Origin of the sequence: Paraburkholderia sp. SIMBA_054 (genome assembly GCF_046534875.1) — a bacterium.
Classification (GTDB): domain Bacteria; phylum Pseudomonadota; class Gammaproteobacteria; order Burkholderiales; family Burkholderiaceae; genus Paraburkholderia; species Paraburkholderia hospita.
The window spans coordinates 51,103-76,832 of the sequence record NZ_JAWRXV010000008.1 but is presented as its reverse complement, the minus strand read 5'-3'; the positions used below and the strand labels follow the sequence as shown (position 1 = coordinate 76,832).

24 protein-coding genes are annotated in these 25,730 nt (G+C 60.8%); 10 read left to right on the top strand and 14 right to left on the bottom strand.

Annotated features, from left to right (window positions below; all coding sequences use genetic code 11):
* The first annotated feature begins 100 nt into the window (after positions 1-100).
* The 4 genes from SB822_RS11905 (at position 101) to SB822_RS11890 (ending at position 4,995) form a co-directional block, all read left to right on the top strand.
* On the top strand, positions 101-1,315 hold the full coding sequence (locus SB822_RS11905; protein ID WP_410854740.1) for a YbfB/YjiJ family MFS transporter: 1,215 nt from the start codon (positions 101-103) through the stop codon (positions 1,313-1,315).
* Between the two features lie 36 nt (positions 1,316-1,351).
* The gene (locus SB822_RS11900) at positions 1,352-2,614 is read left to right on the top strand and encodes an MFS transporter (protein ID WP_410854739.1); all 1,263 of its coding nucleotides are present in this window, start codon (positions 1,352-1,354) and stop codon (positions 2,612-2,614) included.
* 110 nt (positions 2,615-2,724) lie between these two features.
* Entirely contained in the window at positions 2,725-3,039 is a 315-nt protein-coding gene (locus SB822_RS11895) for an antibiotic biosynthesis monooxygenase family protein (protein ID WP_007583168.1), read from the top strand.
* A gap of 15 nt (positions 3,040-3,054) precedes the next feature.
* Positions 3,055-4,995, top strand: a complete 1,941-nt coding sequence (locus SB822_RS11890) for an enterotoxin (RefSeq protein ID WP_410854738.1) — start codon at positions 3,055-3,057, stop codon at positions 4,993-4,995.
* On the opposite strand, the gene SB822_RS11885 is transcribed toward SB822_RS11890, so the two are convergent.
* From SB822_RS11885 to SB822_RS11870, 4 genes are all read right to left on the bottom strand, one after another.
* Positions 4,990-6,882: a beta-galactosidase gene (locus SB822_RS11885; RefSeq protein ID WP_410854737.1), complete on the bottom strand. Its 1,893-nt coding sequence runs from the start codon at positions 6,880-6,882 to the stop codon at positions 4,990-4,992. The genes SB822_RS11890 and SB822_RS11885 overlap by 6 nt on opposite strands.
* An 81-nt stretch (positions 6,883-6,963) precedes the next feature.
* On the bottom strand, positions 6,964-7,470 hold the full coding sequence (locus tag SB822_RS11880) for a heme-degrading domain-containing protein (RefSeq protein WP_410854736.1): 507 nt from the start codon (positions 7,468-7,470) through the stop codon (positions 6,964-6,966).
* A gap of 154 nt (positions 7,471-7,624) precedes the next feature.
* Entirely contained in the window at positions 7,625-8,872 is a 1,248-nt protein-coding gene (locus SB822_RS11875; protein ID WP_086918945.1) for an ABC transporter substrate-binding protein, read from the bottom strand.
* 78 nt (positions 8,873-8,950) lie between these two features.
* A complete protein-coding gene (locus SB822_RS11870; protein WP_410854735.1) occupies positions 8,951-10,195 on the bottom strand; it encodes a DUF1479 domain-containing protein in 1,245 nt (414 codons plus the stop codon).
* A 93-nt stretch (positions 10,196-10,288) separates the two neighbouring features.
* On the opposite strand from SB822_RS11870, the gene SB822_RS11865 reads away from it, so the two are divergent.
* A complete protein-coding gene (locus tag SB822_RS11865; protein WP_007583174.1) occupies positions 10,289-11,263 on the top strand; it encodes a helix-turn-helix domain-containing protein in 975 nt (324 codons plus the stop codon).
* 35 nt (positions 11,264-11,298) lie between these two features.
* Here SB822_RS11865 and SB822_RS11860 read toward each other — a convergent pair whose 3' ends face one another.
* Complete coding sequence (locus tag SB822_RS11860) at positions 11,299-12,192, bottom strand: LysR family transcriptional regulator (protein ID WP_007583175.1); 894 nt, start codon at positions 12,190-12,192, stop codon at positions 11,299-11,301.
* Positions 12,193-12,277: 85 nt separating this feature from the next.
* Between SB822_RS11860 and SB822_RS11855 the strand changes: the two genes are divergently transcribed.
* Positions 12,278-13,054 (top strand): NAD(P)H-dependent oxidoreductase, encoded by a 777-nt coding sequence (locus tag SB822_RS11855; RefSeq protein ID WP_410854734.1) that lies wholly within the window; start codon positions 12,278-12,280, stop codon positions 13,052-13,054.
* Positions 13,055-13,239: 185 nt separating this feature from the next.
* Positions 13,240-13,659 carry a hypothetical protein gene (locus tag SB822_RS11850; RefSeq protein WP_079503122.1) on the top strand — a complete coding sequence of 140 codons (420 nt, stop codon included), beginning with the start codon at positions 13,240-13,242 and terminating at the stop codon, positions 13,657-13,659.
* A 97-nt stretch (positions 13,660-13,756) separates the two neighbouring features.
* Here the strand turns inward: SB822_RS11850 and SB822_RS11845 are convergent, their stop codons facing one another.
* Complete coding sequence (locus SB822_RS11845) at positions 13,757-14,485, bottom strand: OmpW/AlkL family protein (RefSeq protein WP_079492426.1); 729 nt, start codon at positions 14,483-14,485, stop codon at positions 13,757-13,759.
* 113 nt (positions 14,486-14,598) lie between these two features.
* A complete protein-coding gene (locus SB822_RS11840; protein WP_007583183.1) occupies positions 14,599-15,363 on the bottom strand; it encodes a ParA family protein in 765 nt (254 codons plus the stop codon).
* 229 nt (positions 15,364-15,592) lie between these two features.
* On the opposite strand from SB822_RS11840, the gene SB822_RS11835 reads away from it, so the two are divergent.
* On the top strand, positions 15,593-15,808 hold the full coding sequence (locus tag SB822_RS11835; RefSeq protein ID WP_007583185.1) for a hypothetical protein: 216 nt from the start codon (positions 15,593-15,595) through the stop codon (positions 15,806-15,808).
* Between the two features lie 123 nt (positions 15,809-15,931).
* Complete coding sequence (locus SB822_RS11830) at positions 15,932-16,738, top strand: alpha/beta hydrolase (protein ID WP_007742963.1); 807 nt, start codon at positions 15,932-15,934, stop codon at positions 16,736-16,738.
* Positions 16,739-16,756: 18 nt separating this feature from the next.
* Here SB822_RS11830 and SB822_RS11825 read toward each other — a convergent pair whose 3' ends face one another.
* Both SB822_RS11825 and SB822_RS11820 read right to left on the bottom strand, forming a co-directional pair.
* Complete coding sequence (locus SB822_RS11825; RefSeq protein ID WP_410854733.1) at positions 16,757-17,926, bottom strand: pyridoxal phosphate-dependent aminotransferase; 1,170 nt, start codon at positions 17,924-17,926, stop codon at positions 16,757-16,759.
* Between the two features lie 108 nt (positions 17,927-18,034).
* Entirely contained in the window at positions 18,035-18,337 is a 303-nt protein-coding gene (locus SB822_RS11820) for a hypothetical protein (RefSeq protein ID WP_086918949.1), read from the bottom strand.
* Between the two features lie 414 nt (positions 18,338-18,751).
* Here SB822_RS11820 and SB822_RS11815 point away from each other — a divergent pair, with 414 nt between their 5' ends.
* Complete coding sequence (locus SB822_RS11815; protein ID WP_410854732.1) at positions 18,752-20,464, top strand: purple acid phosphatase family protein; 1,713 nt, start codon at positions 18,752-18,754, stop codon at positions 20,462-20,464.
* Between the two features lie 547 nt (positions 20,465-21,011).
* Here SB822_RS11815 and surE read toward each other — a convergent pair.
* The 5 genes from surE to SB822_RS11790 all read right to left on the bottom strand — a co-directional run bounded on the left by surE (position 21,012) and on the right by SB822_RS11790 (position 25,730).
* Positions 21,012-21,794, bottom strand: a complete 783-nt coding sequence (gene surE, locus SB822_RS11810) for a 5'/3'-nucleotidase SurE (RefSeq protein WP_410854731.1) — start codon at positions 21,792-21,794, stop codon at positions 21,012-21,014.
* A gap of 83 nt (positions 21,795-21,877) precedes the next feature.
* Positions 21,878-23,098 (bottom strand): porin, encoded by a 1,221-nt coding sequence (locus tag SB822_RS11805; protein WP_007583198.1) that lies wholly within the window; start codon positions 23,096-23,098, stop codon positions 21,878-21,880.
* Positions 23,099-23,159: 61 nt separating this feature from the next.
* A complete protein-coding gene (locus tag SB822_RS11800) occupies positions 23,160-23,702 on the bottom strand; it encodes a hypothetical protein (RefSeq protein ID WP_007745503.1) in 543 nt (180 codons plus the stop codon).
* Between the two features lie 84 nt (positions 23,703-23,786).
* Positions 23,787-25,130, bottom strand: coding sequence for an MFS transporter (locus tag SB822_RS11795; RefSeq protein ID WP_007745501.1), 1,344 nt, complete (start codon positions 25,128-25,130; stop codon positions 23,787-23,789).
* A gap of 105 nt (positions 25,131-25,235) precedes the next feature.
* The gene (locus tag SB822_RS11790; protein WP_410854730.1) at positions 25,236-25,730 is read right to left on the bottom strand and encodes a hypothetical protein; all 495 of its coding nucleotides are present in this window, start codon (positions 25,728-25,730) and stop codon (positions 25,236-25,238) included.

The following is a 25,730-nucleotide window of genomic DNA, read 5'->3' as shown; positions in this document are numbered from 1 at the left end:
TCCTCGATATTTATTATTTCGGATGCCATAGTATTTTTCACATCAATGTTTTATTCGAGGAGTCGCAGCAAGCAGTAGCGACAGCAGCACGGAGATAACAATGCAGGACGCAGCTATCAGGATCACGAAGCCACCCGCCTTCAACATCACGCGCGGCACGGTGGCAGGCGCGAGCGCAAGCCTCGTCGGGATTGGCCTTGCGCGCTTCGCGTATACGCCGCTTCTTCCCGCCATCATCGACGCGCACTGGTTTGCGGCATCGACGGCCGCGTATCTCGGCGCAGCGAATCTGGGCGGGTATCTGGCGGGCGCGCTGCTCGGCGGCTATCTCGCCAGGCGCGCGAATGCAACGCACGTATTGCGCGCGATGATGCTGCTGGCAACGATTGCCTTCGTCGCTTGCGCGTTTCCATTGTCGTTTTCGTGGTTCTTCGTGTGGCGCTTCGCGTCGGGCCTTTCGGGCGGCGCACTGATGGTGCTGGCCGCGCCGACTGTGCTCGCGCATGTGCCGCCGTCGCGCCGTGGCCTCGTGAGCGGCGCGATTTTCGCGGGCATCGGCGTTGGCATCGCGGCGTCGGGCACGATCGTGCCACTGTTGCTGCTTCAAGGGGTCAAACAAACCTGGCTCGGTCTCGCGGCTATCGCCCTGCTGCTGACACTCGCCGCATGGAATGGTTGGCCGAAGCACGACGCCCATACGCATACGGCGCCCGCGCATCACGCGAAGCACAGGAAGCACAGCGGCTTCACGTTGCGCGCGCTATATGCGGAGTACGCGCTCAACGCGATCGGTCTCGTTCCGCACATGCTGTTTCTCGTCGATTTCGTATCGCGCGGTCTCGGCAAGGGGCTCGATACGGGCGCGCAATACTGGGTGCTGTTCGGCCTCGGCGCGATCGCCGGTCCGTTATTGAGCGGACACCTCGCCGACCGCGCGGGCTTCGGCCCTGCGCTGCGCGTCGCGTTCGTGATCCAGATCGTCGCCGTCGTATTGCCGCTGATCGGCACCAGTCCCGCGCTGCTGATCGTGTCCAGCGTGCTGATGGGCGCGGCCGTGCCGGGCATCGTGCCGCTCGCGCTCGGCCGTGTGAACGAACTGCTCGCACATCACCCTGCCGCGCAAAAAGGCGCATGGAGCACGGCCACCACCGGCTTCGCGGTGTTGCAGGCGGGCGCTGCATACGGCATGTCGTTCCTCTTCACACAGAACGGCGGCAACTACCAGATGTTGTTCGCGATCGGCGCAGCGGCGCTCGCGCTTGCGCTGTCCGTCGACCTGTTCGCCGCGCTTCGCGGCAACCCGGAGAACAGTTAAGACTTTCCTGCAACACTTGATCGAAGGAATCACAGCATGAACCAGCCCACGACCACCGTTGCGATGCGCACCGCGCCGGAAGTCGCTTCACCCGGCTACACAGAGCGCAATCAGCAGCACTGGATGCGCAATCTGTTGGTCTGCGTATTCGGCTCTTTCACGACGCTCGTCAGCCTCAGCATGCTGCTGCCGTTTCTGCCGCTCTACGTGAAGCAACTCGGCGTCGAATCGCAGGCAGACGTGATCCAGTGGTCGGGCGTCGCGTTCGGCGCGACCTTCCTCGGCACCGCCGTCACCGCGCCGCTGTGGGGGCGTCTGGCCGACCGCTATGGCCGCAAGCCGATGCTGATTCGCGCCGCCGTCGGCATGGCCGTGGTGATGTCGCTGATCGGCATTGCGCACAACGTGTACGAGCTGGTCGGCTTGCGTCTGATCGCGGGTCTGGTGGGCGGGTACGCGTCGGCCTCGACGGTCATGGTCGGCACGCAGGCGCCGCGCGAGCGCGCCGGCTGGGCGCTCGGCCTGCTGTCGACGGGTGCGCTGGCGGGCGCGCTGGTCGGCCCGCTGATCGGCGGCTTTCTGCCGGGCTGGCTCGGCATCCGCGGTACGTTCTTCGCGGGTGGCGCGGTGATCGCCGTGGCGGCGCTGCTGACGATCTTCGTCGTCAAGGAAGACTTCCACCCCTCCACCGATTCGAAGCGCAAAGCCGCCAGCGGCGCGACAGCCGCGCACTCGACTCGCACCCACTATGCGGTGATCGGCGCATTGCTCGCCACCGCGATGATGGTGCTGCTCGCCAACATGTCGATCGAACCGGTGATTACGGTGTATGTCGGCAGCCTGGGCGTCGGGCCGGACCAACTGGCCCGCATTGCGGGTGTCGTGATGGCCTGCTCCGCGTTCGGCAGCATGCTGACGGCAGCGCGGCTCGGCGCGCTCGCGGACCGGATCGGCGGGTGGAATGTGATCATTGGTTGCCTGATCGTCACGGGCCTGCTGATGCTTCCGCAAGCGTTCGTTCATCAATGGTGGCAACTCGCTGCGCTGCGCGCGCTGATGGGCATGTCGCTCGCGGGGCTGTTGCCCGCCATTGCGAAGCTCGCGCGCCATGCCGTCGATGAGAGCAAGACGGGTCAGATGCTCGGTTATCTGCAATCCGCGCAGTTCAGCGGACAGGTGATCGGCCCGGTGATCGGCGGACAGATTGCCGTCCATTTCGGCATGCATTCCGTGTTCTTCGTCACCGGCTCGCTGCTGGTCGTATGCGCGGGGTTCGCGCAATGGGCGCGCGGACGGTAGCCGGGGTCGCTCTTGATGCACGCGTTTGCGATCTTGTGCGTATACTTCGTCGGTAGACTTTCGAAGCATCAGCAACTTCGCGACATCGCAGTCATTCGGGAGCGACAGTCATGTTCATTGCAATGAACCGGTTCAAAGTGGCGTTGGGTTCGGAAAGCGCCTTCGAGGAAGTGTGGACGACGCGGGACACGCACTTGAAGGACGTGCCCGGGTTTGTCGAGTTTCATCTGCTGAAGGGACCGCAACGCGACGACCACGTGCTGTATTCGAGTCACACTGTGTGGGCGAATCGCCCGGCGTTCGAGGCGTGGACGCAGTCGGAAGCGTTTCGCGCCGCGCACCGGAATGCAGGAAGCGAGTCGCGCGCGCTCTATCTCGGGCATCCGGAGTTCGAGGGATTCGAGGTACTCCAGACCGTGAAGTAGCGGACGGGGCGCGTCATGCACGCGGGTCCGCCCATTTTTCAGGCGCAAAACGACAGCTACGCGTTTGGCAATGGCGCGATTGCGCTGCATTGGACGGTTACCGACCGTTCTCTGTGCGGTGTTTGCGTGGCGGATCGCGCGCACGGCCGCACGTTGGCTATTAGCGCGCCGTTCGTTCTCACTTTCGCCGATGCACGCACGCTCGACGCAGCCAGTTTGCGGCTCGTCGCGCCGTTGCGCGAAGAAGCACTGCCTGCCAATCCGGATGCGCTGCGCAAAGCCGAACGTGTTGCTGGCAAACGCGTGATCGCCACGCTCGGCGATAGCGAGCAACGTTTGCGTGTCGAATGGAGCGTGGAGCAGCGCGAGGGCTCGCTCTATCTTCGTCAGCATCTGTCGGTTACGGCGCTCTTGCAGGACGAACCCATCGCGTCCGTTTCGCTGTTGCATGCGCAGTCACGTCATGCAAAAAAAGCCGGCGACCTCGCTGCAGTGCCGATTGTCGACGGCAATCTTTATCTGGGCTTCGAGCTTCCCATGTCGGAAAGCGAAGTGCGCGACGGCGTCGCCTGCTTTAGCGTAAGCCGCGCACTGCCGCTCGAAAAAGGAAAAACACTCGCTTATTCGGCTGTTGTCGGGGTGTTTCGCGAAGGCCAGTTGCGCCGCGACTTCGCAGCCTATATCGAGCGCGAACGGGCGCGCCCCTACCGTCCCTTTCTGCACTACAACTCGTGGTACGACATCGGCTTTCTGACGACGTACACGCAGGATCAGGCCATCCAACGCATTCACGCAGTCGGCCAGGAACTGCACGAAAAGCGCGGGGTGCAACTCGACTCCTTCCTGTTCGACGATGGCTGGGACGACTATAGCGGCAGCTGGTCATTCAGCCCTGCGTTTCCCGATGGCTTCCTGCCTTTGAAAGACGCCGCCGCGCGATATGGTGCCGAGCCGGGCGTCTGGTTGTCGCCGTGGGGCGGCTACGGCCCGCCGCGAACGGAACGCGTGACGCGCGGCCGCGCCGCCGGATACGAGACCATCGGCGACGGCTTCGCGCTCTCGGGCCCGACGTACTATCGCCGCTTCCATGAAGTCGCGATGGACCTGCTCACGCGACACGGCGTCAATCACTTCAAGCTCGATGGCACCGGAAACGCGAACAGGGTCGTGCCCGGCAGCCGCTTCAACAGCGACTGGGACGCGGCTGTCGAACTCATCGAAGCGATGCGCCGCGTCAAGCACGATGTGTTCGTCAATCTTTCGACAGGCACGCAAGCGTCGCCGTTCTGGCTGCGCTTTGTCGATTCGATCTGGCGCGATGGCGCGGATTATGGTTTTGCGGGCGCGGGCAGCGATCGCGAGCGCTGGATCACGTATCGCGATGCGCAAACGTATCGTAATGTCGTGTGTCGAAGTCCGCTGTTCCCACTCAATTCGCTGATGCTTCACGGCATCATCTACGCGCAGGAGAACACCCGCCTCAATACCGATCCCGGTCATGCGTTTGCCCATGAAGTGCAAGCGTACTTCGGCAGCGGCACGCAATTGCAGGAACTGTATGTCACACCGTCGTTACTCGATGAGCACGACTGGGACGTGCTCGCGCAGGCTGCCCGCTGGGCGCGCGCTAATGCCGACGTGCTGAGCGATTGCCACTGGATCGGCGGCGCGCCGGATCAGCTTGAAATCTACGGATGGGCCGCGTGGACGCCATCGAAGGCAATCGTCACGCTGCGCAATCCGGATGATCGCGCGAACGATTTCGTGCTCGATCTGAGAATGCATCTCGAACTGCCGGGTGGCATTGCAGCCCAGTTCTGCGCGCGCTTTCCGTTTGTCGACCGCGATGCGAACGTGCCGACGCTATGGGACGCAGACCGCCCGCAAACGATTCGCCTCGATCCATTTCAGGTTCTGACGATTGAATTGTCGCCAGTAGTATCTGGCGGCCTATGAGAGGGTCGATGCCAGACTGACCGGCTTCGCTTCTAACTGATGCAGATCGAAGATCAACACCGTGTTGTCGCCAGGCTTGAGCCACGGAGCCGGGCAATAGAGCCGCCTCTGCGGGCCGATATTCCAATAGCGGCCGAGATTATGCCCGTTGACCCAGACGATGCCCTTGGTCCATTCGCTCATGTCGAAATAGACGTCGCCGACAGCATCGATTGAAAGTATCGCCATGAAGAAGAGTCCCGCTCTATCCGGATTTGAACAAAGCGGACGCAAGTTCTCGACAAACGACTCATCCATTGGCAAGAGCACGACTTCCCAGCCTGTCAGAACCTCGCGCGCGCCCGACGCATGATGCAGCACGACGGGATCGATAATGCCCTTCCGGTCGATCATCGAATGCCCGTAATTCACGCGCCCCATGCCTTCGACAAGAATCTCCAGCACTCGGGCATCATCCGGCACTGACGAGGCACCGGGCAGCGCAACCGGCTCGCGATGCACCACCTTCAGCGGCAACGCGCGTTCTTCCGGCATACGCGTGCGCGACACACCGCCCACGTATTGATCGCCGATGAAAACGGTCGCGTAGTCGTGAACATTGGCTATATCCAGCGAACCGCTTTCATAGCGCGCAAGTCTCTTCCGGTACAGCACAAAACCAAACGCGTGACCGTACGTTTCGAATGGCTGCGGATGCGTTGTTTGCGCGGAAGGAAGTGCAGCAGGAAGATTGTCCCAGATGGACGCATAGCGTTGCGGCATCAACCGGCGCGTCCCGGTCGCGTCCGTCATCGGAATCGTTTCGATTGGCGAAGGCACTGGCGGCAAAGGCGTCGACAGGTATCCAGCAATGATGCTGCGGTACTGCATATAGCGTTTTGTGGCCACGCCTTGCTCGCTGACAGGCGCGGCATAGTCGTAGCTCGTGATGTCGGGCTGATACTCGCCCGAGTCCGCATCCACGTTCGCGCCCGCATAGAAGCCAAAACTCGTCCCGCCATGAATCACATAGAGATTGAACGACAGGTTCTTGCGCATCATTTCATCGAGCGTGGCGGAAAGATCGACTGAGGTGCCTTGAAATGCACGCTCGCCCCAGTGCGTGAGCCAACCTGGATACACCTCTCCTGCCATCGCCGGCACGGACGGAAACGCCTTGCGCACGGCTTCGATCTGCGCCGCGTTGCCGTTGCTCAACGCAATCGCGCCACCGGCGACATATGAGCGGTTCTGCTGCAATTGAACAAGACCGTCCTCCGTATAGAACGGTCCATGTATTCCGCCGCGAATCCAGACCTGCCTTATCTCCTCCAGATACGCGGAATTGCAGTCGAATGATCCAAACTCGTTCTCGATCTGAATCATCAGAATCGGACCGCCACTTTCCGTCATCCATGGTTTGACGCGCGGCAAGAGTTCATTGATGTAACGCTCGACAGCGTGCATGTAGCGCGGATCGGTGGCGCGATCCGTGCGCAGCCGGATATCCGTATGCTTCAGCAGCCAGGATGGAATACCGCCGAGATCCCATTCCGCGCACACATAAGGACCAGGTCTGAATAACACCCACATGTTCTCCGCCTGGCAAAGACGGATGAATGCCCCGATGTCGCGATTGTCCGTGTAAAAGTCGAACGTACCCTCGGTTAGCTCGTGATAATTCCACATCACATACAACGCAATGGTGTTCATTCCCATTGCCTTCGCCATCTGGATGCGATGCCGCCAGTATTCAACGGGTATGCGCGCGGGGTGCAATTCACCACTTCGGATCTGGAATGGTTTGCCGTCCAGCAGAAAGCCATCGCCATTCGCAGCAAAACTGAAGACGTGCGGTCCGTCCGGCCCGGCCGTGTTTGCTTCTTGCGTGGACGCTCGCTTTTTCATGTTCGCTCTGCTCCGCAGACGGAAGACATGGCATCCCTATTTCAAAGTCGGGCATTTCGACAGGCGGTTTGACGATGTTCCCTACTCGTATTCTGCACGCGGCAGCGCAACTTCCGTGTGGTCATGACCAAGCAGCGCACACAACGCTTCGACGATCAATCCGTGATCTTCGCGGTCCGGCAAACCGGACACTGTGATCGAGCCAATTACACCCGCCCCGTGCACGGTCAGCGGAAAACCGCCGCCGTGTGTTGCGTATTCAGCATTCGACAGACCGAATGTGTCGGCGAGCGTCGAGCCCGATTCTGCCAGACGTAAACCAACCGCGTATGAACTGCACCGGAACTGCGCGACTGTGTTGCTTTTTCGGCGCACCCAGTCCGCATTGTCAGGCGTCGCGCCAGTGAGAGCGCTGTAAAAAATCACATGCCCGAAAGTACGCACGTCGATCGCAATGGGTAGCGCCCGAGCCAATGCGAGTTCGTGCAGATGCGTTCCAATCTGCCATCCAAAATCGGCGTCGAAGCGCGGAACGACTAGCCGCTTCTCCTGCAGTGCGATTTGCTGAAGATCTCTGCCTATGTTCATATCGAAGAAATCGGAGCGGGTCCGCCCCTCCAGTAGAAGTTAATGAAAGAGCCGGCTCCTCCGCCCCGGTGAACTGTCACAGTACTGCCCATTGGTTTTTCGCGAATCAGGCAGTTCGAAACTGTATGGTGTCTTGTGATCTTTAAACGCACCTTCACTTGACCTTTGCAGCAGCAGCAAGCTTGCGCACGCCCTCTTTTGCATCCTCGTTCGAGCTCATGAAATTCGTCACGACGTCGGTAATGGCACCCGCAGTAACCGGCGACTGAAGTTCACCGAAAGCCAACGAAGGCAAGAACCCGCCGGATTGAATCGTCGCCTGCTCGTCTGCGCGTGATTTCTTGGCGCAACTATCGAACTTGTCCATGGGTACATCCAGCCTGACCGGAATGGAACCCTTGTACAGACTAAACTGCTGCTGAAAATCAACGGACATGATCGTTTTGGCAAGCGCAATCTGTCCCGGTGTCGCGTCCTTCTTGCCGTTCTGCTGATAGAACACGAACGTATCCGCCGTGTATGTGTAGGCATTCGCGGTGCCGGGCGCCGCCGCGCAGATATAGTCGACATCCGCCTTCTTGTTCGCGTTGGTGAACTCCCCCTTTGCCCAGTCGCCCATGAACTGCATGCCGCCCGAGCCGGAAATCACCATCGCCGTAGCGAGATTCCAGTCGCGGCCGTGATAGCCCTTATCGAAGTAAGTCCGGATCTTCTGGACCGTCTCGAACACCTGCACCATCTGCGGCGAAGTCAGCGTTTTCTGATCGAGATCGATGAGCGCTTTGCGATAGAAGTCCGCGCCCTGTGACAGCACGACTGCCTCCCAGATGGTCATATCCTGCCAAGGTTGACCGCCATGCGCGACAGGCGTGATACCCGCAGCGCGAAACTTGTCGGCGAGCGCGAAGAACTCCGGCCATGTCGTGGGCGGCGTACCTCCGACTTTGTCCAGGTCCGCTTTGTTGATCCACAGCCAGTTGATGCGATGTACGGAAAAAGGTGCGGCCACATAGTGCCCGCCCGCCTTCACGTCACTGTCTATTCGCGCGGGCATGTGCGCTTTCCAATCAGTCGCGGCCTGATCGATCGTGACCAGCGACCCCTGCTCCGCCCAGTCCTGAATCAGCGGCCCCTTGATCTGCGCGGCCGACGGTGCGTTACCCGAGATGACCTGCGTCTTCAGCGCGGTCATGGCCGCCGCACCCGCGCCTCCCGCGATAGCGAAGTCTTTCCACTCGTAGCCCTGTTTGCTCATGTCGTCCTTGAGCACCCGGATTGCTTTCGATTCGCCGCCAGAGGTCCACCAGTGCAATACCGAAAGCTGTTCGGCGGCAAGTACAGCATGTGTACCGGCGATAAGCAGCGCGGCAGCCGTCGCCACCGATGTCAGTGATCGTTTCATTGCAGTCTCCGAATTTTTCTTTATGGTTGGTGCAACGCATGCGCAATCAGAGCGACCGCGCATGCGTGCCCGTTTCAACTACAGATCAAACCCGAGTTGCGCCTTGCCAAGTGGCGTCAGGTCGTCGGGTGTCGCACGGCCGGTGAAATCGACTTCAAAGTGGTCAGTTGGGAAATCAGGCGGGCTTTCGCCTTTCAGGAAGCTCGGCAGCTGACGCTTCAGATAAGCATCGTTTTTGGCGCACGCGGGCACCGAGGCGATATACATCACGTTGCTGTAACCCGCGCCCTTATGCTCGTCTTCTACCGCATGAATTACGTCGCTGTGCCAGAACACGGTGTCGCCTGCTTCCATTTTGGGAATGGACGACAACGCCTCGAACAATGGCGCATGAAATTCCGGCTTGATCGAGAGCGCCCGACCCGGCATGGCCCCGCAAAGGTCGTCGTCGGCGACGTCGTCCTGAAGTGCGCGCAGCAGGATGTACACCATCGAATTGGCGATGGGCACGAGTTGCAGCGTGCCGTCGCCGGGGCCTTGCGGCGTCAAGGCGGTCCAGCCCTGGAAGGTGCGGAACATCGAGCAGACGGCGGGAGATGCAATCTCTTCTACGTCAGGCCGGAAAGCGGCGTCGAACGCATCGTAATCACGCCAGTTGCCGGCAAACACGTGGCGGTACACCTTGCGAAAATTGCTTTCGATCCAACGCTCGACCGACCCGCCGTCGCAATGCGCCGACAAGCCGAGCGACGCCGAGCCAGGTGGCCGCCGACGCAGACGGTCGGCATAGACAGGCACATGCTCCGGATCAAAGTGAACGCGTCCGTCGCTCTCGTTTCGCCAGAGTTTGTTGAGGAATACACGTGCCGCCGTCAGCGATTCTGACTGACGGGCCAGCACTTGTGGCTTCGACCAGTACACGCCGTAGATCTGCGGCTTGCTCGAGGCCAACTGGCCAAAATATTTGTCCTCGGCGCGGTTTTCGAGGCGCTTGTCGAGATTGTTTCGCTCCACGTAATGGGCGATATCTTCGTCCCAGCTCTGCACCAGAGCGCGGGAGAAGACATTTCGAATCACACATGCGCCGCGTGCCTTGACGAGTGCGATCTGCTCGGCAGTAACACGTTGTCCGGCGATGTCGGAGAACTGAATCTCAGGAATGACGTTTTCCCCACGATCGCGCTCACTGGCAATCCGCTTCGCCTCTTCGCCGATCGCTTTCTCGACTTCGGCAAAGACCTCCCGGTAGTTCGGCAATGCCGCGCGCAGCTCCTTTTTTGCCTGCCGGATTGCGCCCGGCAAATCATCGATTTCCAGCGCCATGATCGTCTCCGTTTGCATTTCGTGTCCGGTAGCATATGACGCGCACGCAAGCCGTAGTGATACTATTCAGGCAATTCATTTGCGTTTTCGGCCATGAAACCAGCCTACGAACATGTCGAGTTCGGCGAGGACTGTTCGGTCCGGGTTTACCATCGGCGGCTCCCGCGTATTCCGTTCGAATGGCATCACCATCCGGAGTACGAGTTAACGCTGACGATGAACAGCCGTGGCAAGCGCTACATCGGTGACTCGGTCAACGACTATGAAGCCGAGGACCTCGTCCTCGTTCCGCCGGATTTGCCGCATACGTGGGCATCGAATCAATCGGTCGAAGCGTCCGCACCGCAGGTCGCCATTGTTATCTGGTTCGACGGCGATTGGGCGCGGCGTATGGCGGATTGCTGCCGTGAATATGAACCGCTGCGTAAGCTTTTACGCAGGGCCGCGTGCGGGCTGGCATTCGAGCCGCCTGCGGGTGAATGGATGCGCGGCCGTCTGGAGCAATTGCTGTCGAACGTGGCGCGCGAACGCCTGAGTGCGGCACTCGATATTCTGTGCACGCTCGCCGACGCGCCGGGCCACCCGCTCGCCTCACCGAGTGCCTTCAATCAGGCGAACACGGGCCCATCCGGGCATGAGCCCGAGCGGATCAACCGTGTCCTTTCAATGATCGACGCGCGCTTTGCCGAACCCCTGCGGCTGTCGGAACTCTGTGCGGCGGCCAGCCTGTCGGAACGCACGCTCACACGTTACTTTGTCCAGCATATTGGTGAGAGCGTCGGGCGGTATATCGCCCGGGTTCGCATTGGGCACGCGTGCCGCATGCTGGCTGACACTTCCCTGCCCGTTGCCGTTATCGCTGCCCGCTCGGGGTTTACGAACGTCGCCAATTTCAACCGGCAGTTCAAGGCAGCGAAGCAAACGACTCCCGCCGAATATCGACGGCAGTTCCTGGCTGCAGGTTCTCCCGATCAGGACGCGCCAGCTCATTTGACCGAACGCTCTCCTTCATTGCAAAGGAAGCGGAAATCAACAGGCGGCAAAAACGGCGAAGCGGGAGTTCGCTAGTCACGCACCGCGACAGTACCGGGGAGAGACCGATTTCACGCAGCATTGGCAATCTGCTCGCGCAGCCAGCGATGCGCCGGGTCGCGATGACATCGCTCATGCCATAGCATCCCCATTTCATAGCCGGGCACGTCAACAGGCGGTTTGACGATCTGCAATGCACTCATGTTCCGAACCAGTCGCTCGGGCACCATCGCGACGAGATCCGTGCTCGCCAGCACGGACAGCATGAACAGAAAGTGCGGAACGGACAGCACCACACGCCGTGTGAGCCCCAGTTGCCCGAGTGCTTCATCCGTGACGCCGCGAAACCCGCCGCCATCCGGCGAAACAATCACATGCTCCAGTTCGCAGAACTGCGCCGGCGTCGGCCGACGTTTGAGTCGTGGATGGCCCGCGCGGCCGGCCAGCACATAACGCTCCGTGAACAGCACCCGGCGATGCATGCCCAAAGGCGACTCGTCACTGGTATGAAAGGCGAGGTCGATTTCCCCTCGTTCCGCCTGCTTCGCGATGCGCGGCGGCACCATCTCGACAACGGAAAGCCGGGTGCCCGGCGCCGCCGAGCGCAACGCCTTCAACGCGGGCAGCAGCACGGTAGATTCGCTGTAGTCCGTCGCCGCCACTCGCCATGTTTGTGTCGCCGTGGCCGGGTCGAATGCCTTCGCAGGCGACATGACGTGCTCCAGCGCATCGAGCGCTTCGCGCAACGGCTCTCGCAGCTCGTCCGCTCGCGCGGTGGGCCGCATGCCTCGCGGACCAGGCAGCAATAGCGGATCGCCAAAGATCTCGCGCAGCTTTGCCAGATGCACGCTCACCGAAGGTTGAGAGAAGTTCAGTCGCTCCGCCGCTCGCGTCACGTTATGTTCGGAGAGGAGTGCATCGAGCGTGACCAGCAGGTTCAGGTCCAACCGTCTGAGATTATTCATCGCAATACCGGACATATTAGAAATTCATTTCCAATATACCTGAGCGCCGCTTACGCTGCTTTCCGTGAATCACGGAGATCGAATCATGAATGTATTACTCGTCTATGCTCACCCCGAACCGCGCTCGCTGAATGGCGCACTGAGGGACTTTTCCATTGCGCGACTGGAGAAGAGCGGACACGCCGTGCAGGTGTCGGATCTATACGCGATGAACTGGAAGGCATCGCTCGATGCAAGCGACAGCGTGACTCCGCCCATCGGCGAACGCTTCGACCCAAGCCTCGATTCGAAGCACGCGTTTGAAAACGGCTTGCAAAGCGAGGACATCGAACTGGAACAGCAGAAGCTGTTGTGGGCCGACACGTTGATCCTGCAATTTCCACTGTGGTGGTTCTCGATGCCTGCGATCCTGAAAGGCTGGGTGGAGCGCGTGTATGCGTATGGCTTCGCGTATGGCGTCGGCGAGCATTCCGACGCGCGCTGGGGTGACCGCTATGGCGAAGGCACACTGGCAGGCAAGCGCGCAATGCTGATCGTGACGACGGGCGGATGGGAATCGCACTATGGCCCACGCGGCATCAACGGCCCGATCGACGATATCCTGTTCCCGATTCATCATGGGATTCTGTACTACCCGGGCTTCGACGTGCTGCCGCCGTTCGTGATCTATCAGACCGGCAAGATGAACGAAGCTCGATACACAGCCACTTGCGATACGCTCGGGCAACGTCTGGACAATCTATGGGCGGTGCCGCCCATTCCATTTCATCCGCAGAATGCGGGGGCATACGAGATTCCCGCCCTCACGTTACGCGACGATATCGCGCCCGGCAAAGCGGGATTCGCCGCGCATCTCGGATGACGATTACGCTCGTGCATTGAGCCACGCTCAATCCCGTCAATCGGGCTCTATGCGCGATGCGTAATATTTCCGAAATACTCTGCGTTATTACATCGCCTTTCGCATCGAGAAAATATTTCTGATCCCTATTATGCTATAACCGGAATGTGAGCCAAAACTAGCGATCACTCCGATCTCGATGCGATATGGCGTTTTACTATGTCGAACCCGAAGTCGCTGGCGGCCTTGGAAAGGATACCGTGCTGGATCCTGACGTCCATCCGCCAACCGTCATCAAACTGCACTACCGGATTATCAATTGGCTGGGCGATGCGCTACTGGAGAGCTTCCCTGCGTTGATCGTCACGCGCGAAGCCGCCAATGCGTTGAATGAAGCCGGCGCGAGCGGATTCGAATGCCGCGAAGTTGAAATAACGGTTAGCGACTCGTTTAAAGAAATTTATCCGGAGCGGATATTGCCGGAATTTCTATGGCTATGCGTGACGGGCACGGCGGGACGCAGCGATCTCGGCATTGCCGACGACTGGCGGCTCGTCGTCTCCGACCGCGCACTCAAGATATTGAAGACATTCGGCCTGGATAACGCCCTTGTCGAAGATTACTGACGTCGAGCATTGCTGTTCGCCAAAAACCAAAAGCCAAAGGCCCGTCGATTGACGGGCCCCCGGTTGCCTTTTTTGAAGAATGACTTTGAAGCTCTGGTCAGAAGCGATATCCGACCGACACAAAGGAAACGATAGGGTCCACGTGGAGTTTCGATGTGCTCGTCACCGTGCCGACGCTCGAATGGGTCGTCAGCGTTGCGCGCGTCGATAGCCACATATACGACAGCGACACGCCCGCCGACCAGTGCTTGTCGAAGTTGTACGTGAAGCCCGCGTTGATGACGGGCGCAAACGAACTGCTCAACTTCGCCGATGTCTGCCCTTCGAGCGCGGTGCCATAAGTCGAAGAGTAAAGAAATGCGCCACTCGACATCGCCGAACTGAGCTTCACGCCGCTATACCAGACATAGGCCACGCCCGCACCGAGGTACGGACGGAAATGGCTTTGCGCATCGTTGAAGTAATACTTCAGCAATAGCGTCGGGCTCCACTCATACGCCTTGCCCAGTTCGCCGAGTCCCGAGAGCGTGCCTGTTCCCGACAGCGTGAATTTCGGCGGCACGCCGAACACGCCTTCTGCCGCGATGTGATCGGTGATGAAATACGTCGCGGTGAACCCCACGGTATCGGCGCCGTCGACACTGGCGCCCGACCCGCTCGCGCTCATCGTCGAGCCAAGCGCATTGATGCTGAACGGTTGACTCGACGACTGCGGCGCGAGATGAAACCAGCCGACATTCGCCACGAAACTACCCGCGCTCTGCGCATGCGCGGCCGAGCCCGTCAGCAACGCGGCCGCAAGGGTGATAGCCCGGTATGGCCTCATCGATCTCCTCCTTTGTTGTGTTGGTCTGGAGGCGATTCTATGCGTACGACCGTGCTAATCGATAGATCGAATCTGGTGAGTTGTCTCTGGAATCTGGTAAGGATTGGCCCCGGCTAACCCGCCAGTTCGCGATGCAGCGCCAGATACTCGAGCGAGAGCTTGTGCCGCGGATCGAGGTGAATCACAGGCTTCGCGTGCTGGTGCGATTCCTTGATCTTGATGGACGACGACAGCCTCGATTCGAGCACGGGCAAGCCTTCGCTCACCAGTTCGTCGACCAGTTGCTGCGGCAGGCTCGCGCGCGGCTGAAACTGGTTGATCACGATGCCTTCGACGTGCAGCGCATCATTGTGGTCCTGCTGGATTTCCTTCACGTTATCCAGCAGCGTATAGAGCGCGCGGCGCGAGAAGTCATCGCAGTCGAACGGAATCAGACAGCGCTCGACGGCGATCAGCGCGGAGCGCGTGTAGAAATTCAACGCGGGCGGCGTGTCGATGTAGACGGCATCGTACATGTCGAGTTCGTTGAGCGCATCGCGCAGCTTGTAGATCTTGTAGCGCGATTCGAGCTTGCCGTGCAGCGTGTCGAGATCCGCGTGCGCGGGCATGATGTCCAGATTGTCGAATGGCGTCGGATGAATGAACGACGTCACATCGACGGGCTTGAAGCTGAACGTCAACGCCGTTTCGAAGAAACCGGCCACGGTGGGATTGACTTCGCTCGCGCGCGAGCCGAGCAGATACTGGCTCGAATTGCCTTGCGCATCGAGATCGATGACAAGCGTGCGCAGCCCTTCACGCGCGCTGATCGCCGCCAGGTTGCATACGATGGTCGATTTGCCGACACCACCCTTCTGATTGAATACGACGCGCCGCATATGTCCCCTCTTGCTGTCGATCTGCCCGAAAAACCAGCAGCATACATCAGCCAGACTACCGGGCGAGGCGCGCCATAAAGCGCGTGGACGACGCGCAGGTCGTGCGACGCGATTTCATGGCCTAGAATCGTTTCAGGCGCATCGCGGCCGAACGCCCTCAGACACCGTGCCGGGCATCGGTCATGCTGGATGTGCGCCATCTATTGCGCGAACATATCAGGAGGTCACGATGAAAGCAGACGACAAGGGCGACGTGCGCGCCTTCGTGCAAACGGCCGAACAGGCGGGCGATTTCGTGTGGGTGATTGCACTGATCGATTTCGGTGCACGCGAAGTGAAACGCACGCTCGTTTCCGACGAAAAGTACTCAACCCGAGCGGCCGCGAAAGACGCAGGCGACGCCCGCCTGAAGGCCCTCACCGAGGACCGTCACGCGCACGCGTAACCGCCCTCGCCCGCTGCGGCGGGCATAGACCAGTCCACGACGAGCTGTTCGAAGCCGGCATCGGTTTCGACGGCTCGTCGTGTTGTTGATCCAGAAGAATGACAACCTGTGACGGACACGGACATGTCGATGATCAAGTTCTGCGTCCGCCTCGCGCTCGTCGCGTACGTGGTCGCGCTGATCGCGCTCTACCTGATGCAGGACCGCATGCTGCTGCCTGCGCCGCTCGACATCCCCGGCACGCCGACAGGGCATCACGGCGCCTACGACGTCGAGCCGTGGCATGTCGACGGACTCTACGCGGGCTATGTCGCAACGCCTGCCGCCGCAGCGCCGCGCGGCACGTTCGTCCTCTTTCACGGCAACGCGGAAACAGCGGAGAACAAGCTGCCCGTTGCCGAAGTCTTCGTACGCGATGGCTTTCGCGTCGTGATGGTCGAATATCCGGGGCAAGGCAACCGTCAAGGCAAGCGCACGATGTTAGCGGCGTTGGCGGCATCGCGAGACGCGCTCGTCGCAGCGCGCGCGCAATGGAGCGGACCCGTTTATCTGGTGGGCGAGTCGCTCGGCGCGGGTATGGCGGCGCAAGCCGTCAAAGGCAATGAAGCCGCGGTTGCGGGTGTCGTGCTCATTACGCCATGGGACACGCTCGCGAGTGTCGCAGGGGAAAAGTACTGGCTATTTCCCGTGCGCTGGATGCTGCACGATCCATTCGATTCTGTGGCCGCACTAGAACGCTATAACGGACCCGTTGTCGTGATCGCTGCGCAGCAAGACTCGCTGATTCCGATCGTTCACGCGCAACGGCTGGCGAGCGCGCATCCCGGCGCGCAGTTGATGGTGTTGCCCGACGCGAGTCACGACAACTGGTTTGGCGCGATGCACGATATGCAATGGCGTCAGGTGCTGAACTGGCTGCACGCGGATTGACAGCGCACTCTGGATGCGTCAAATGCTCCACGCCGCGCGCACACGCTCGCGGATATCCGTGAGACGTTCGACGGATTCGTTCGCGAACACGAAGCGCAGATACCGTTGCGCTTGCGGGCCCCAGCCGTTCATCGGCGTCGCGGCGACTTCGCCTTTTTCGAGCAGCAGGCGTGACGCATCGGGCGGCGCGATGCCGAACTGCGTCGTGTCGATGAGCAGCGACCATCCGCCATCGGGGCGCACCACAGGCAGATCGCGCAACGCGTTCAACAGAAAATCGCGCCGCGCCTGCCATACGGCGACCGCTTGCGCGACGCCATCGTCTGCGCACGTCAGCGCCGCCGTCGCACCCGGCATGCCGATACCGACCTGGCAAACGACGTTCGACAGACTCGTCAGCCGCACGTCGTTCATGATGCGTTCGGGACCGACGATCCAGCCCACGCGCCAGCCGATCATCCGGTATTCCTTGGATACCGAGCCGACCCTGAAGGTGCGCTCGCGCATCTCCGGCAACGACGCGGGATGAATCACGTTGCGTCCGTCGAACAGGATGCGCTCCATCGCGGCGTCGTAGACGAGCCACGCATCAGTACGGCGGCAATGATCGGCGATTGCGTGCCATTCGGTTTCGTTGGCGACGAAGCCGCTCGGCATCGACGGCGACATGATCAGGAATGCCCGCGTGCGCGGCCCCACTGCGCTCGCCAATGATTCGATATCGAGCCGCCAGCCATCGGCGGAGGCATCGGTGGAAGGCAGGAGCCGCGCGAACTTCGGCACGCCACCCGCGAGCAGCACGCGATTGATGAGGCCCGCGTACGTGGGGTCGGTCAGCACGACTTCGTCGCCCGGTTCGAGGATCGACAACAGCACGTTGAGAATGCCCGCGAGCCCGCCCGCGGAAATGATGCACTCGCTGCTGGCGTCGTAGTCGATGCCTGTCGACTGCCTCATCCGCGCGACGACAGCCTGACGCAATGCCGTCTGCCCGGTGAATGGCAGATAGCTGTTCGCGTCGTCATCGTCGACGGCTTCGTGCGTGCTGCGGATTGCTTCGGCGGGCGGCCTCAGGTCGGTGTCGAGGTTCTCCAGCCGCAGGATGTTGCGATTCTTCGTTGCGTCGGCAGCGTCGCCCATTCTGTCGACGCCGATACCCGGGATGTTGCGCAAACGGGAGACTGTCACGGTGCTGCCCTCCTCGCATCAGGCTGAGTTCATCGCTGAATCAACGGATATGCGGGGCATCATACTATTGCGTCGGGTTGGCGTCGTGATCGACGCGATGCAAGCGCCTTACCCCCGCCTCGCCATCAACTCATTGCGAATCAGCGCATGCAGGTCTTCAGCACTGGGCTGCGTGCCCCAACTGCTCGCGCCCGCCACCGATGCAATCGCGAACCACGAATGCGGCGGAAACCATTCCTGCACCATCACACCGTCCCGTCTCAGGCACAATTGTCCCGTCAGCTCGCTGTATTCGGCCGACATCGATTTGCCGTTCGTCTGCACCGTCACGCACGTGCCCTTCAACGACGGCTGCTCGTCGACGCTCACGATCACGTCGTCGTCAGATGGATGTTCATATACGCCCGCCATGATCAGCAGCGTCCAGCAAGTGCGCTTCGACGCAAGCGCCCGGGCATCGTCAGGGTGATAGTTGCTTTCATCGTGCTCTCCCAGCTTCGGATCTCGGGAAACACTCTATGCAAATCGCACTGGGAAGATGTGTGCGTGTGTAAGCAAACGTGAATTCCCCGACGCGATTCACCGTGTGCGGGGAGAAAGTGTAACGTCAGCGTTCAATTGCCTTGCCATGTGTGCGCCCATTACAACACCCGCGCCAGCCGCGAACGTGCGTGCGTCGCGATCGCGCTGTCACAGCGAGGTAACAGGTTTGGGAATATCGTGTTGCCCGGAATGACGCTTCCTTCCCGTTCCTTTCCAGCGCCGACGCGCCCGCGCCGCTGCGTACTCGCGCGTCGCTTGCCTTCCAAAGCGAGAACAAAAGACATGTCGAAAAAGAACTCCCCCGATACAACGCCGGACGAACCGGACAACACACAGTCCGCCACGCAGGCCACCATCTTTTCGCGCCGTGGCTTTCTGAAGCTCGCGGGCGCGTCGGGATTCGCGACCGCCGCTAGCACGTTTGCAGGCTCCGCCAAAGCCGATCCGTCGACACCCGATGGCACGCCCGAGCAGGTCCATCTCACATGGGGCGAAGATCCCACGAACGAAGTCGTGGTGTCATGGGCATCGATGGCGGCCGCTGCGAATCCGCACGTGCGCTTCGGCGCAGCCGGCGACAGGAAGGAAACCGTTCACGCCGTTCAACGCACCTACACGGACGGCCTGAATGGCGAAGTCGTGTTCACCTATCACGCGCGTCTGCACGGCCTGAATGCGGGAACAACGTATCAATACGAAGTCACAGCCGATAACGACAGCAACGTGGGCACGCCCTTCTCCGCGTCGTTCAAGACCGCGCCGCACGGCCGCGCGCCGTTCCGCTTCACGAGCTATGGCGATCTCGCGACGCCCAACACCGGCTGGGTGCTGTCGTCGCCGCAAAGCCGCTTCGCGGTGCAGGCCGTCGAGCGTTTCCAGCCGCTCTTTCACCTGCTCAACGGCGACCTGTGCTACGCGAACCTGAACCCGACGCAGCAGCCGGCTGTGTGGCGCGACTTCGGCAACAACAATCAGTCTTCGTCGGCGAATCGTCCGTGGATGCCGTGTCCCGGCAATCACGAAATCGAATTCAACAACGGCGCGCAAGGCTTCGATTCGTATCTCACGCGCTATACGCTGCCGCACAACGGCACGCGCTTTCCGGGCCGCTGGTATAGCTTCCGCGTGAGTTCGGTACTGTTCATTTCGCTCGACGCCGACGACGTCGTGTATCAGGACGCAGCCGCCTTCGTCGCGGGCCCGGCGCCGCTCGTGCCCGCCGCGAGCACGGGGAACCACGCGATTGCGCCAGGCACATCGTTTTACGTGCGCGGCTACAGCAATGGCGAGCAGACGCAATGGCTGGAAAAAACGCTGCGCCATGCCGCCGACGATGACGATATCGACTGGATCATCGTGCAGATGCATCAGGACGCGCTCAGTTCGTCGAAGACGGGCAACGGCTCCGACAAAGGCATCCGCGAGGCATGGCTGCCGCTCTTCGACCGCTATGGCGTGGACCTCGTGCTATGCGGCCACGATCACGACTACGAGCGCAGCTATCCCGTGCGAGGCTGCAACCATCACGCGGGCATCGATGCAACCACGGGCGAGAAAGTCGACACGCTGCAACCGAAGCCGGTTGTTCACTCGCATGCAAGCAACGGCAACGCGTTCGACACTAGCCATGGCACGATCCACCTGATTCTCGGCGGCGGGGGCACGAGCGCGCCGCTCGACGTGTATGGCGTCGACACGGGCAACGGCAATCCGCAAGCGAAGGTGTTCACGAAACCCAACCGGCCAATTCCCGGCGCGACGGCGGGCACGTTCACGCGCGCCAACTCGGATGCACTCGAAGATGCGATCTGGTCGGCGCAGCGCGATACGGGCACGGGCTACGGCATCGCCGTGTTCGACTACGATCCGGGTTCGCACGGCGGCAAGACGACGATCACGATGAACTACTACCACGCGCCGGGCGCCGATCAGACGCCGACAGCGAACTACGAGCTGTTCGAAACGATCACGCTGTCGAAGCATCGGCGCGGTTGATCGTCACGCGTTGCGCCGTGTTGACGTTGCGCGGCGCAACGCTGTCAATACCTCACCGCTTCAGATACCTGTACAACGGCCAGCGGCAGCGAATGGTTTGTGCCGCCCAGGTGGCAAACTGTGTGTAGGTTGTCGCACCGCACAGGTTAGTGTTCTTGCGAGAAACACCAACGTTGCTTCCCGGTCCGGAGTGATGCGTGTATGGCGCGAAAACCTACACACAGTTTGCCACCTGGGCGGCGGCGGACTGTCTGGCGCGGCGTGCTACGACGCGGGTATGTGAAACGGGTGAGGCATCGGTTCGAAGCGTTGGCAACGAACGCGAACAGGTGCGTTAGCGTATGAAGTACGGGGCCGTTGGGGGCCCTCAGGCAACGACTAGCACTGGCGGTGTGAGCCGCTTTCTTTTGCCTACTTTTCTTTGCGGCGGCAAAGAAAAGTAGGTGCCGCCCCGCACAGGGGCGACGCTTGAAGCACGCTAACAAAACGCGGATGCCAGCGCAAAGCCAAACCAAACCCGAGCAACGCTCCCGGCCAGCCACAGCCTTCACACCCTCAACGACGCCGACAACTTCGCGAAGGTGTTCTCGTCCGTACGATCGAAGAAAAGCGGCGTCACCGACACGCGCCCCGACGCGACCACAGCCGTTTCGCTATCGGGCGAGTTCTCCCGCGGGCCACGCTGAAATCGCAGCCAGTGATACTCGAGGCCACGCGGGTCGACCTGCGGCAGCACGTCGATACCTTCCACGAGACCCACGCCCTGCTTCGTCGGCGTCAACGGACCCGCCCCCGACGCATCGACATCAGGGAAATTGACATTCAGGCAAACGGGCGAGTCGTGCTCGATGGCCAGCAACTGGCGGATCGCGCCCGGCGCGAGCGCACGCGCCGTATCCCAGCGCACGTTCTCACGGTCCCGGAAGGTCTGGCTCAATGCAATCGACGGCAGCCCGAGCAGCAGCCCCGTCATCGCCGCGCCGACGGTGCCGGAGAACATCGTCTCGACGCCGAGATTGCCGCCGCGATTGATGCCGGACAGCACGAGCGTCGGCGGCGTGTCGCGCATCAGATGACGTACGGCCATCACAACGCAATCGCCAGGCGTGCCCACCACGCCGAAGCGGCGCTCGCCCTGGCGGCTCACGCGCAGCGGCGAATGCAGGCTGATCGAGTGCGACGTGCCGCTCTGATCATGCTCGGGCGCGACGATCCATACTTCGTCGGCTAGCTCGTTGGCTACGGCTTCGAGTACGGCGAGGCCGGGGGCGTCGATGCCGTCGTCGTTGGTGAGGAGAACGCGGGGGACCTTGCTGAAGGATGCAGACATGACGTGAGATACCGGTAACGGACAGATGCCGTTACGCTACCACAAGCCGAACCGGGTGCACCGGCTCGGCTTTTCGCTTCACATCAGAAGCGATGAATCACACCAAGGCCAAACGCAAACTGACTGGCCGTCGACGAAGGCGTCGAATTGAAGCCATCGCCGATACTCGCGGTCGCGTCGATGATCTGCCCCGCGCCGTTCGTGCCGAGCGTCTTGCCGTTCGCACGTTGATACGCTTCGAGCGCATAAAGGCCCGTACGCTTGGACAGCGAATAGTATTGGGACAGGTTGAACTGCTGATACGACGCGCTATCCGTAATGCCATTCGCGCGAGTCGCACGCGTATAGCTGTAGCCCGCGGCAAAGTCCCACGTCACAGCCGGTTTCCAATGCAGCACAGCGCCCGCCGTGTTGAAGATCGCCGTATCGGTGAACTTCGAATTGATGCCGGGAATGTACTGAACGTTCGAGTACGTCGCCGTCACGTCCCACGCGCTGTTGAACGTATAGCCGCCGCCGACGGCAAAGCGCTGCTGCGCACGCGCCGTCTGGTAGCCGTTCGTCAACGCGGATACGCCGATCTGCGAGCCGCCGTTCGTCGTGGTGGAATCCGCGCCCCACGCACCGCCACCCGAGGTCGAATTGTTGATCCGCGAGAAGCCGACCGCGAGACCGATCGGGCCCAGTGCGTACTGGATCGCGGTCGTCCACGTCGAGCCCTGATTCACGCTGCCCGCCACGCCGCCAAGCGAATACGAGCCGCTCACCGTCAAGCCGTACAGCTTCGGCGACGTGTACTCGAGCGTATTGTTCGCACGATAGATCGTGTCGAGCCCGTCGATATCGCCAGGATGCGCGCCGTAGAAGCCCGTGATCCATGTCGTCGGGCTATACGGCGACAGCAACTGGTAATACGAAGCGTACTGCCGGCCCGCCGTGAACGTACCGTAGGTCGGATTCGTCACGCCGACATACGCAAGACGCCCGAACATCGCATTCGTGTACTGCTGCGCGCCCGTTGCCGAATTAAAGCCCGACTCCAGTTGAAAGATCGCTTTAGTACCGCCGCCGAGATCTTCCCCGCCTTTCAATCCGAAGCGGCTGCCCGCCCACACGCCCGGCGTCATCTTGACGACCGAGTGCCCGCCGCTCGTCGACCCAAGCGATGTCGAACTGCTTTGATAAGCCAGTCCGTTATCGACAATGCCGTACAGTGTCACGCTGCTTTGCGCAAAAGCCGGCGCGCCGCCAACGATTGCCGCCCCAATGACAACCGCCTTGACGCTACTGGTACTCCTCTTCATTCTTGTGACCTCCATCTTCCTGGTTTTTGCTGCTGTTTGAATTCTTTAAACCGCTTCGCTGTTATGTTCTGTATTGGCTCAATTTCCGCTTCACCGTCAAAGCCAGCGGCACGGTAAAGAAGAGGTGAGACATAAATCCGCCAATCACGACATTCGGATTCGTGTAATCGGGGTGGTTATCCGAGACGACAATGATCGCGACGTGCATCACGATCCACGCAAGCACGGCGTAAAAGAGCGCGACAAAAGTCGCTTCGTATCCGCGGCGTTGAAAGTACGGCCAGATCAGTGCGAACAGCACGCCCCACGCAAGCGCAAAGACAAAGTGAATGCCCGTGCCGACGACATACGCCCACACGCCGATCGATTCCTGCACCACCTTGCCAAACACCAGCCCCGTCGCGTTGCGTGGAATGCCCGCGAGCGGCATCAGATGCTGGATGCCGACCCACACCACGGCCTCGTAGATCCAGATGATCACCGCGCCGAGCAAACCGGCCGCAAGTCCCGCGCGAATCATCGCGGCCAGGCTCGGCCAACCCGAAGCATTCAGCGCTGCATTGCCGCCGAGCTCTTTTCCGCTAATGCTGAAGTTGCCAGCCATCTCGTGTCTCCTCATCCCTGTTTAAACGTCGGGTGCTGCGAAAGCCGACGGCGCATCGCCATCGGCGAACTTCACGTATTGACTTCAGACATCGGCGACCGGACTCGTGATGAAGCGCAACGCAACGCGGTTCATCACGATCGCAATGGCGGCGATCACGGCGGGCACGGCGAGCACCGAGAACACGGTCGCAAAGCTGAAGCCCAGCGAGAGCAACGCACCGCCCACCAGCGAACCCAGAATCCCGCCAAGCCGGCCAAAGCCCAGCATCCAGCTGACGCCCGTCGCACGGGCACGTGTCGGGTAGCAGCTCGGCGCGAGCGCGTTGAGGCCCGTTTGCGCGCCGCTCATGAAGAAACCGGCACACGCAACGAGAGCGGGCAAGGTGCCGGATTGGAGCGTGCCCATACCGAGCGCGAAGATGAACACGCCGCCCAGCAGATACGAAAAACCGATGACGGCATTGCGGTCCATCCGATCCATTGCAAAGCCGACGGCCACCGCGCCGATCGTGCCGCCCAGCTGGAACATGCCCGTGATCGCTGCGGCGCGTTCGACAGGCAGGCCCGCGTCCTTGATCAGCGTCGGCAGCCAGCCCGTCAGCAGATAGATGATCAGCAGGCCCATGAAGTACGTGACCCACAGCATCAGCGTGCTCATCGCGTAGCCATCCGCGAACAGCATGCGCACGGGCGCTTTCTCTGCAACGACAGGTTCCGGCGCGGTAAAGCGAACGTCGTCAGCAAACCGGTGTCCGCATACACGTCCCAAGGTGTGCGCAATGCGCTCCGTGACAGCCTTGCGCACAAGCATCAGACGCGCGGACTCGGGAAGCAGCCATAGCAGCAACGGCAGGCTCACAACGGGCAGAATGCCGCCGAACATGAACACCGCGCGCCAGCCGAAATGCGGAATCAGCCACGCGGCGACGAAGCCGCCCGCGCCCGAGCCGAAGTTGAAACCGGTGAACATGATCGTCAGCAGCAGCGAACGGCTGCGCGACGGCACGTATTCGGACAGCAGCGTCGTCGAGTTCGGCATCGCGGCGCCGAGACCGAGTCCCGTCAGAAAGCGCAGGATAACGAGCGCAGTGGGTGTCTCCGCGAAAGCGCAAAGCAGGCTGAAAAACCCGAAGCAGAACACGGAGCCAATCAGTATTTTCTTTCGTCCGATGCGATCCGCCATCGGTCCGGCGACCAGCGCGCCAACCGCGAGGCCCACCATCGCGGCGCTCATCACGGGTCCGAAGGCGGCGCGGCTCACGCTCCAGTCGTGCATGATGACGGGCGCAACGAATCCCATCACGGCCGTATCGAGCCCGTCCATCGTGACGATCCAGAAGCACAGCACAAGCACGAGCCACTGGTACGCGGACATCTTGCGTGCGTCGATGAACGCCTTGATGTCGACTGATTCTGTTGGTTTCATAAATGTCTCCGAAAAAAGGTTCCCCGCCCCGGGCTTCTGTCGAACCTGGGGTCTTGTTGTATCGAAGGAGAAAAGCGACTACGGAAGAGCTAGAGGTGTCGTTCGCTATAACGCTTCAGGTACCCGGCGCGTCATAAGGAATGCTTCGCGTGTTTCGCCTCGCATGCCGGTACATGCCGGGATTTGTGTCGTCACAGTCGGCACGTTCGACGTTCCGATACCACCCATAATCCTTGCCATTTCGATGTCTTCCGTTACTTCACGCTGCGCAGCGCTCGCGCGCCAGTCGGATGGACCGCGGTCTTCGTACTTCTTGGACTTGCGGCTATCTTGGGATACAAAGATATAGAAACGGCATCCATTCCCGGTAGTGCGGGTAAACCACATGAAAGGCCAGTCAGATTCGGTAAGACAAGGCTGAACGCGATGTGCGAGCAAGTCGAACCCGGCTCGATTGCCCGACAGATCAAGCTCTGTGGTATCCCGAATCGTGAATGGCCCCGTTCGCTTCGCTACGGGCAGACGTACACGCCGATAAACAGAACAGATGGCAAGCGAATCAAGTCGCAATGCGTTGTGAAGGCGTTGTTGCGCGATCAT

What these genes read in the sequence shown, in the direction of transcription:
- SB822_RS11790 (WP_410854730.1), bottom strand. Translation starts at nt 25,730, where the DNA reads ATGATCGCGCAACAACGCCTTCACAACGCATTGCGACTTGATTCGCTT.
- SB822_RS11850 (WP_079503122.1), top strand. Translation starts at nt 13,240, where the DNA reads ATGGCGTTTTACTATGTCGAACCCGAAGTCGCTGGCGGCCTTGGAAAG.
- SB822_RS11815 (WP_410854732.1), top strand. Translation starts at nt 18,752, where the DNA reads ATGTCGAAAAAGAACTCCCCCGATACAACGCCGGACGAACCGGACAAC.
- SB822_RS11860 (WP_007583175.1), bottom strand. Translation starts at nt 12,192, where the DNA reads ATGAATAATCTCAGACGGTTGGACCTGAACCTGCTGGTCACGCTCGAT.
- SB822_RS11880 (WP_410854736.1), bottom strand. Translation starts at nt 7,470, where the DNA reads ATGAACATAGGCAGAGATCTTCAGCAAATCGCACTGCAGGAGAAGCGG.
- SB822_RS11900 (WP_410854739.1), top strand. Translation starts at nt 1,352, where the DNA reads ATGAACCAGCCCACGACCACCGTTGCGATGCGCACCGCGCCGGAAGTC.
- SB822_RS11795 (WP_007745501.1), bottom strand. Translation starts at nt 25,130, where the DNA reads ATGAAACCAACAGAATCAGTCGACATCAAGGCGTTCATCGACGCACGC.
- SB822_RS11835 (WP_007583185.1), top strand. Translation starts at nt 15,593, where the DNA reads ATGAAAGCAGACGACAAGGGCGACGTGCGCGCCTTCGTGCAAACGGCC.
- SB822_RS11800 (WP_007745503.1), bottom strand. Translation starts at nt 23,702, where the DNA reads ATGGCTGGCAACTTCAGCATTAGCGGAAAAGAGCTCGGCGGCAATGCA.
- SB822_RS11875 (WP_086918945.1), bottom strand. Translation starts at nt 8,872, where the DNA reads ATGAAACGATCACTGACATCGGTGGCGACGGCTGCCGCGCTGCTTATC.
- SB822_RS11890 (WP_410854738.1), top strand. Translation starts at nt 3,055, where the DNA reads ATGCACGCGGGTCCGCCCATTTTTCAGGCGCAAAACGACAGCTACGCG.
- SB822_RS11895 (WP_007583168.1), top strand. Translation starts at nt 2,725, where the DNA reads ATGTTCATTGCAATGAACCGGTTCAAAGTGGCGTTGGGTTCGGAAAGC.
- SB822_RS11840 (WP_007583183.1), bottom strand. Translation starts at nt 15,363, where the DNA reads ATGCGGCGCGTCGTATTCAATCAGAAGGGTGGTGTCGGCAAATCGACC.
- SB822_RS11865 (WP_007583174.1), top strand. Translation starts at nt 10,289, where the DNA reads ATGAAACCAGCCTACGAACATGTCGAGTTCGGCGAGGACTGTTCGGTC.
- SB822_RS11830 (WP_007742963.1), top strand. Translation starts at nt 15,932, where the DNA reads ATGTCGATGATCAAGTTCTGCGTCCGCCTCGCGCTCGTCGCGTACGTG.
- SB822_RS11805 (WP_007583198.1), bottom strand. Translation starts at nt 23,098, where the DNA reads ATGAAGAGGAGTACCAGTAGCGTCAAGGCGGTTGTCATTGGGGCGGCA.
- SB822_RS11870 (WP_410854735.1), bottom strand. Translation starts at nt 10,195, where the DNA reads ATGGCGCTGGAAATCGATGATTTGCCGGGCGCAATCCGGCAGGCAAAA.
- SB822_RS11855 (WP_410854734.1), top strand. Translation starts at nt 12,278, where the DNA reads ATGAATGTATTACTCGTCTATGCTCACCCCGAACCGCGCTCGCTGAAT.
- SB822_RS11845 (WP_079492426.1), bottom strand. Translation starts at nt 14,485, where the DNA reads ATGAGGCCATACCGGGCTATCACCCTTGCGGCCGCGTTGCTGACGGGC.
- SB822_RS11820 (WP_086918949.1), bottom strand. Translation starts at nt 18,337, where the DNA reads ATGGCGGGCGTATATGAACATCCATCTGACGACGACGTGATCGTGAGC.
- SB822_RS11885 (WP_410854737.1), bottom strand. Translation starts at nt 6,882, where the DNA reads ATGAAAAAGCGAGCGTCCACGCAAGAAGCAAACACGGCCGGGCCGGAC.
- SB822_RS11905 (WP_410854740.1), top strand. Translation starts at nt 101, where the DNA reads ATGCAGGACGCAGCTATCAGGATCACGAAGCCACCCGCCTTCAACATC.
- surE (WP_410854731.1), bottom strand. Translation starts at nt 21,794, where the DNA reads ATGTCTGCATCCTTCAGCAAGGTCCCCCGCGTTCTCCTCACCAACGAC.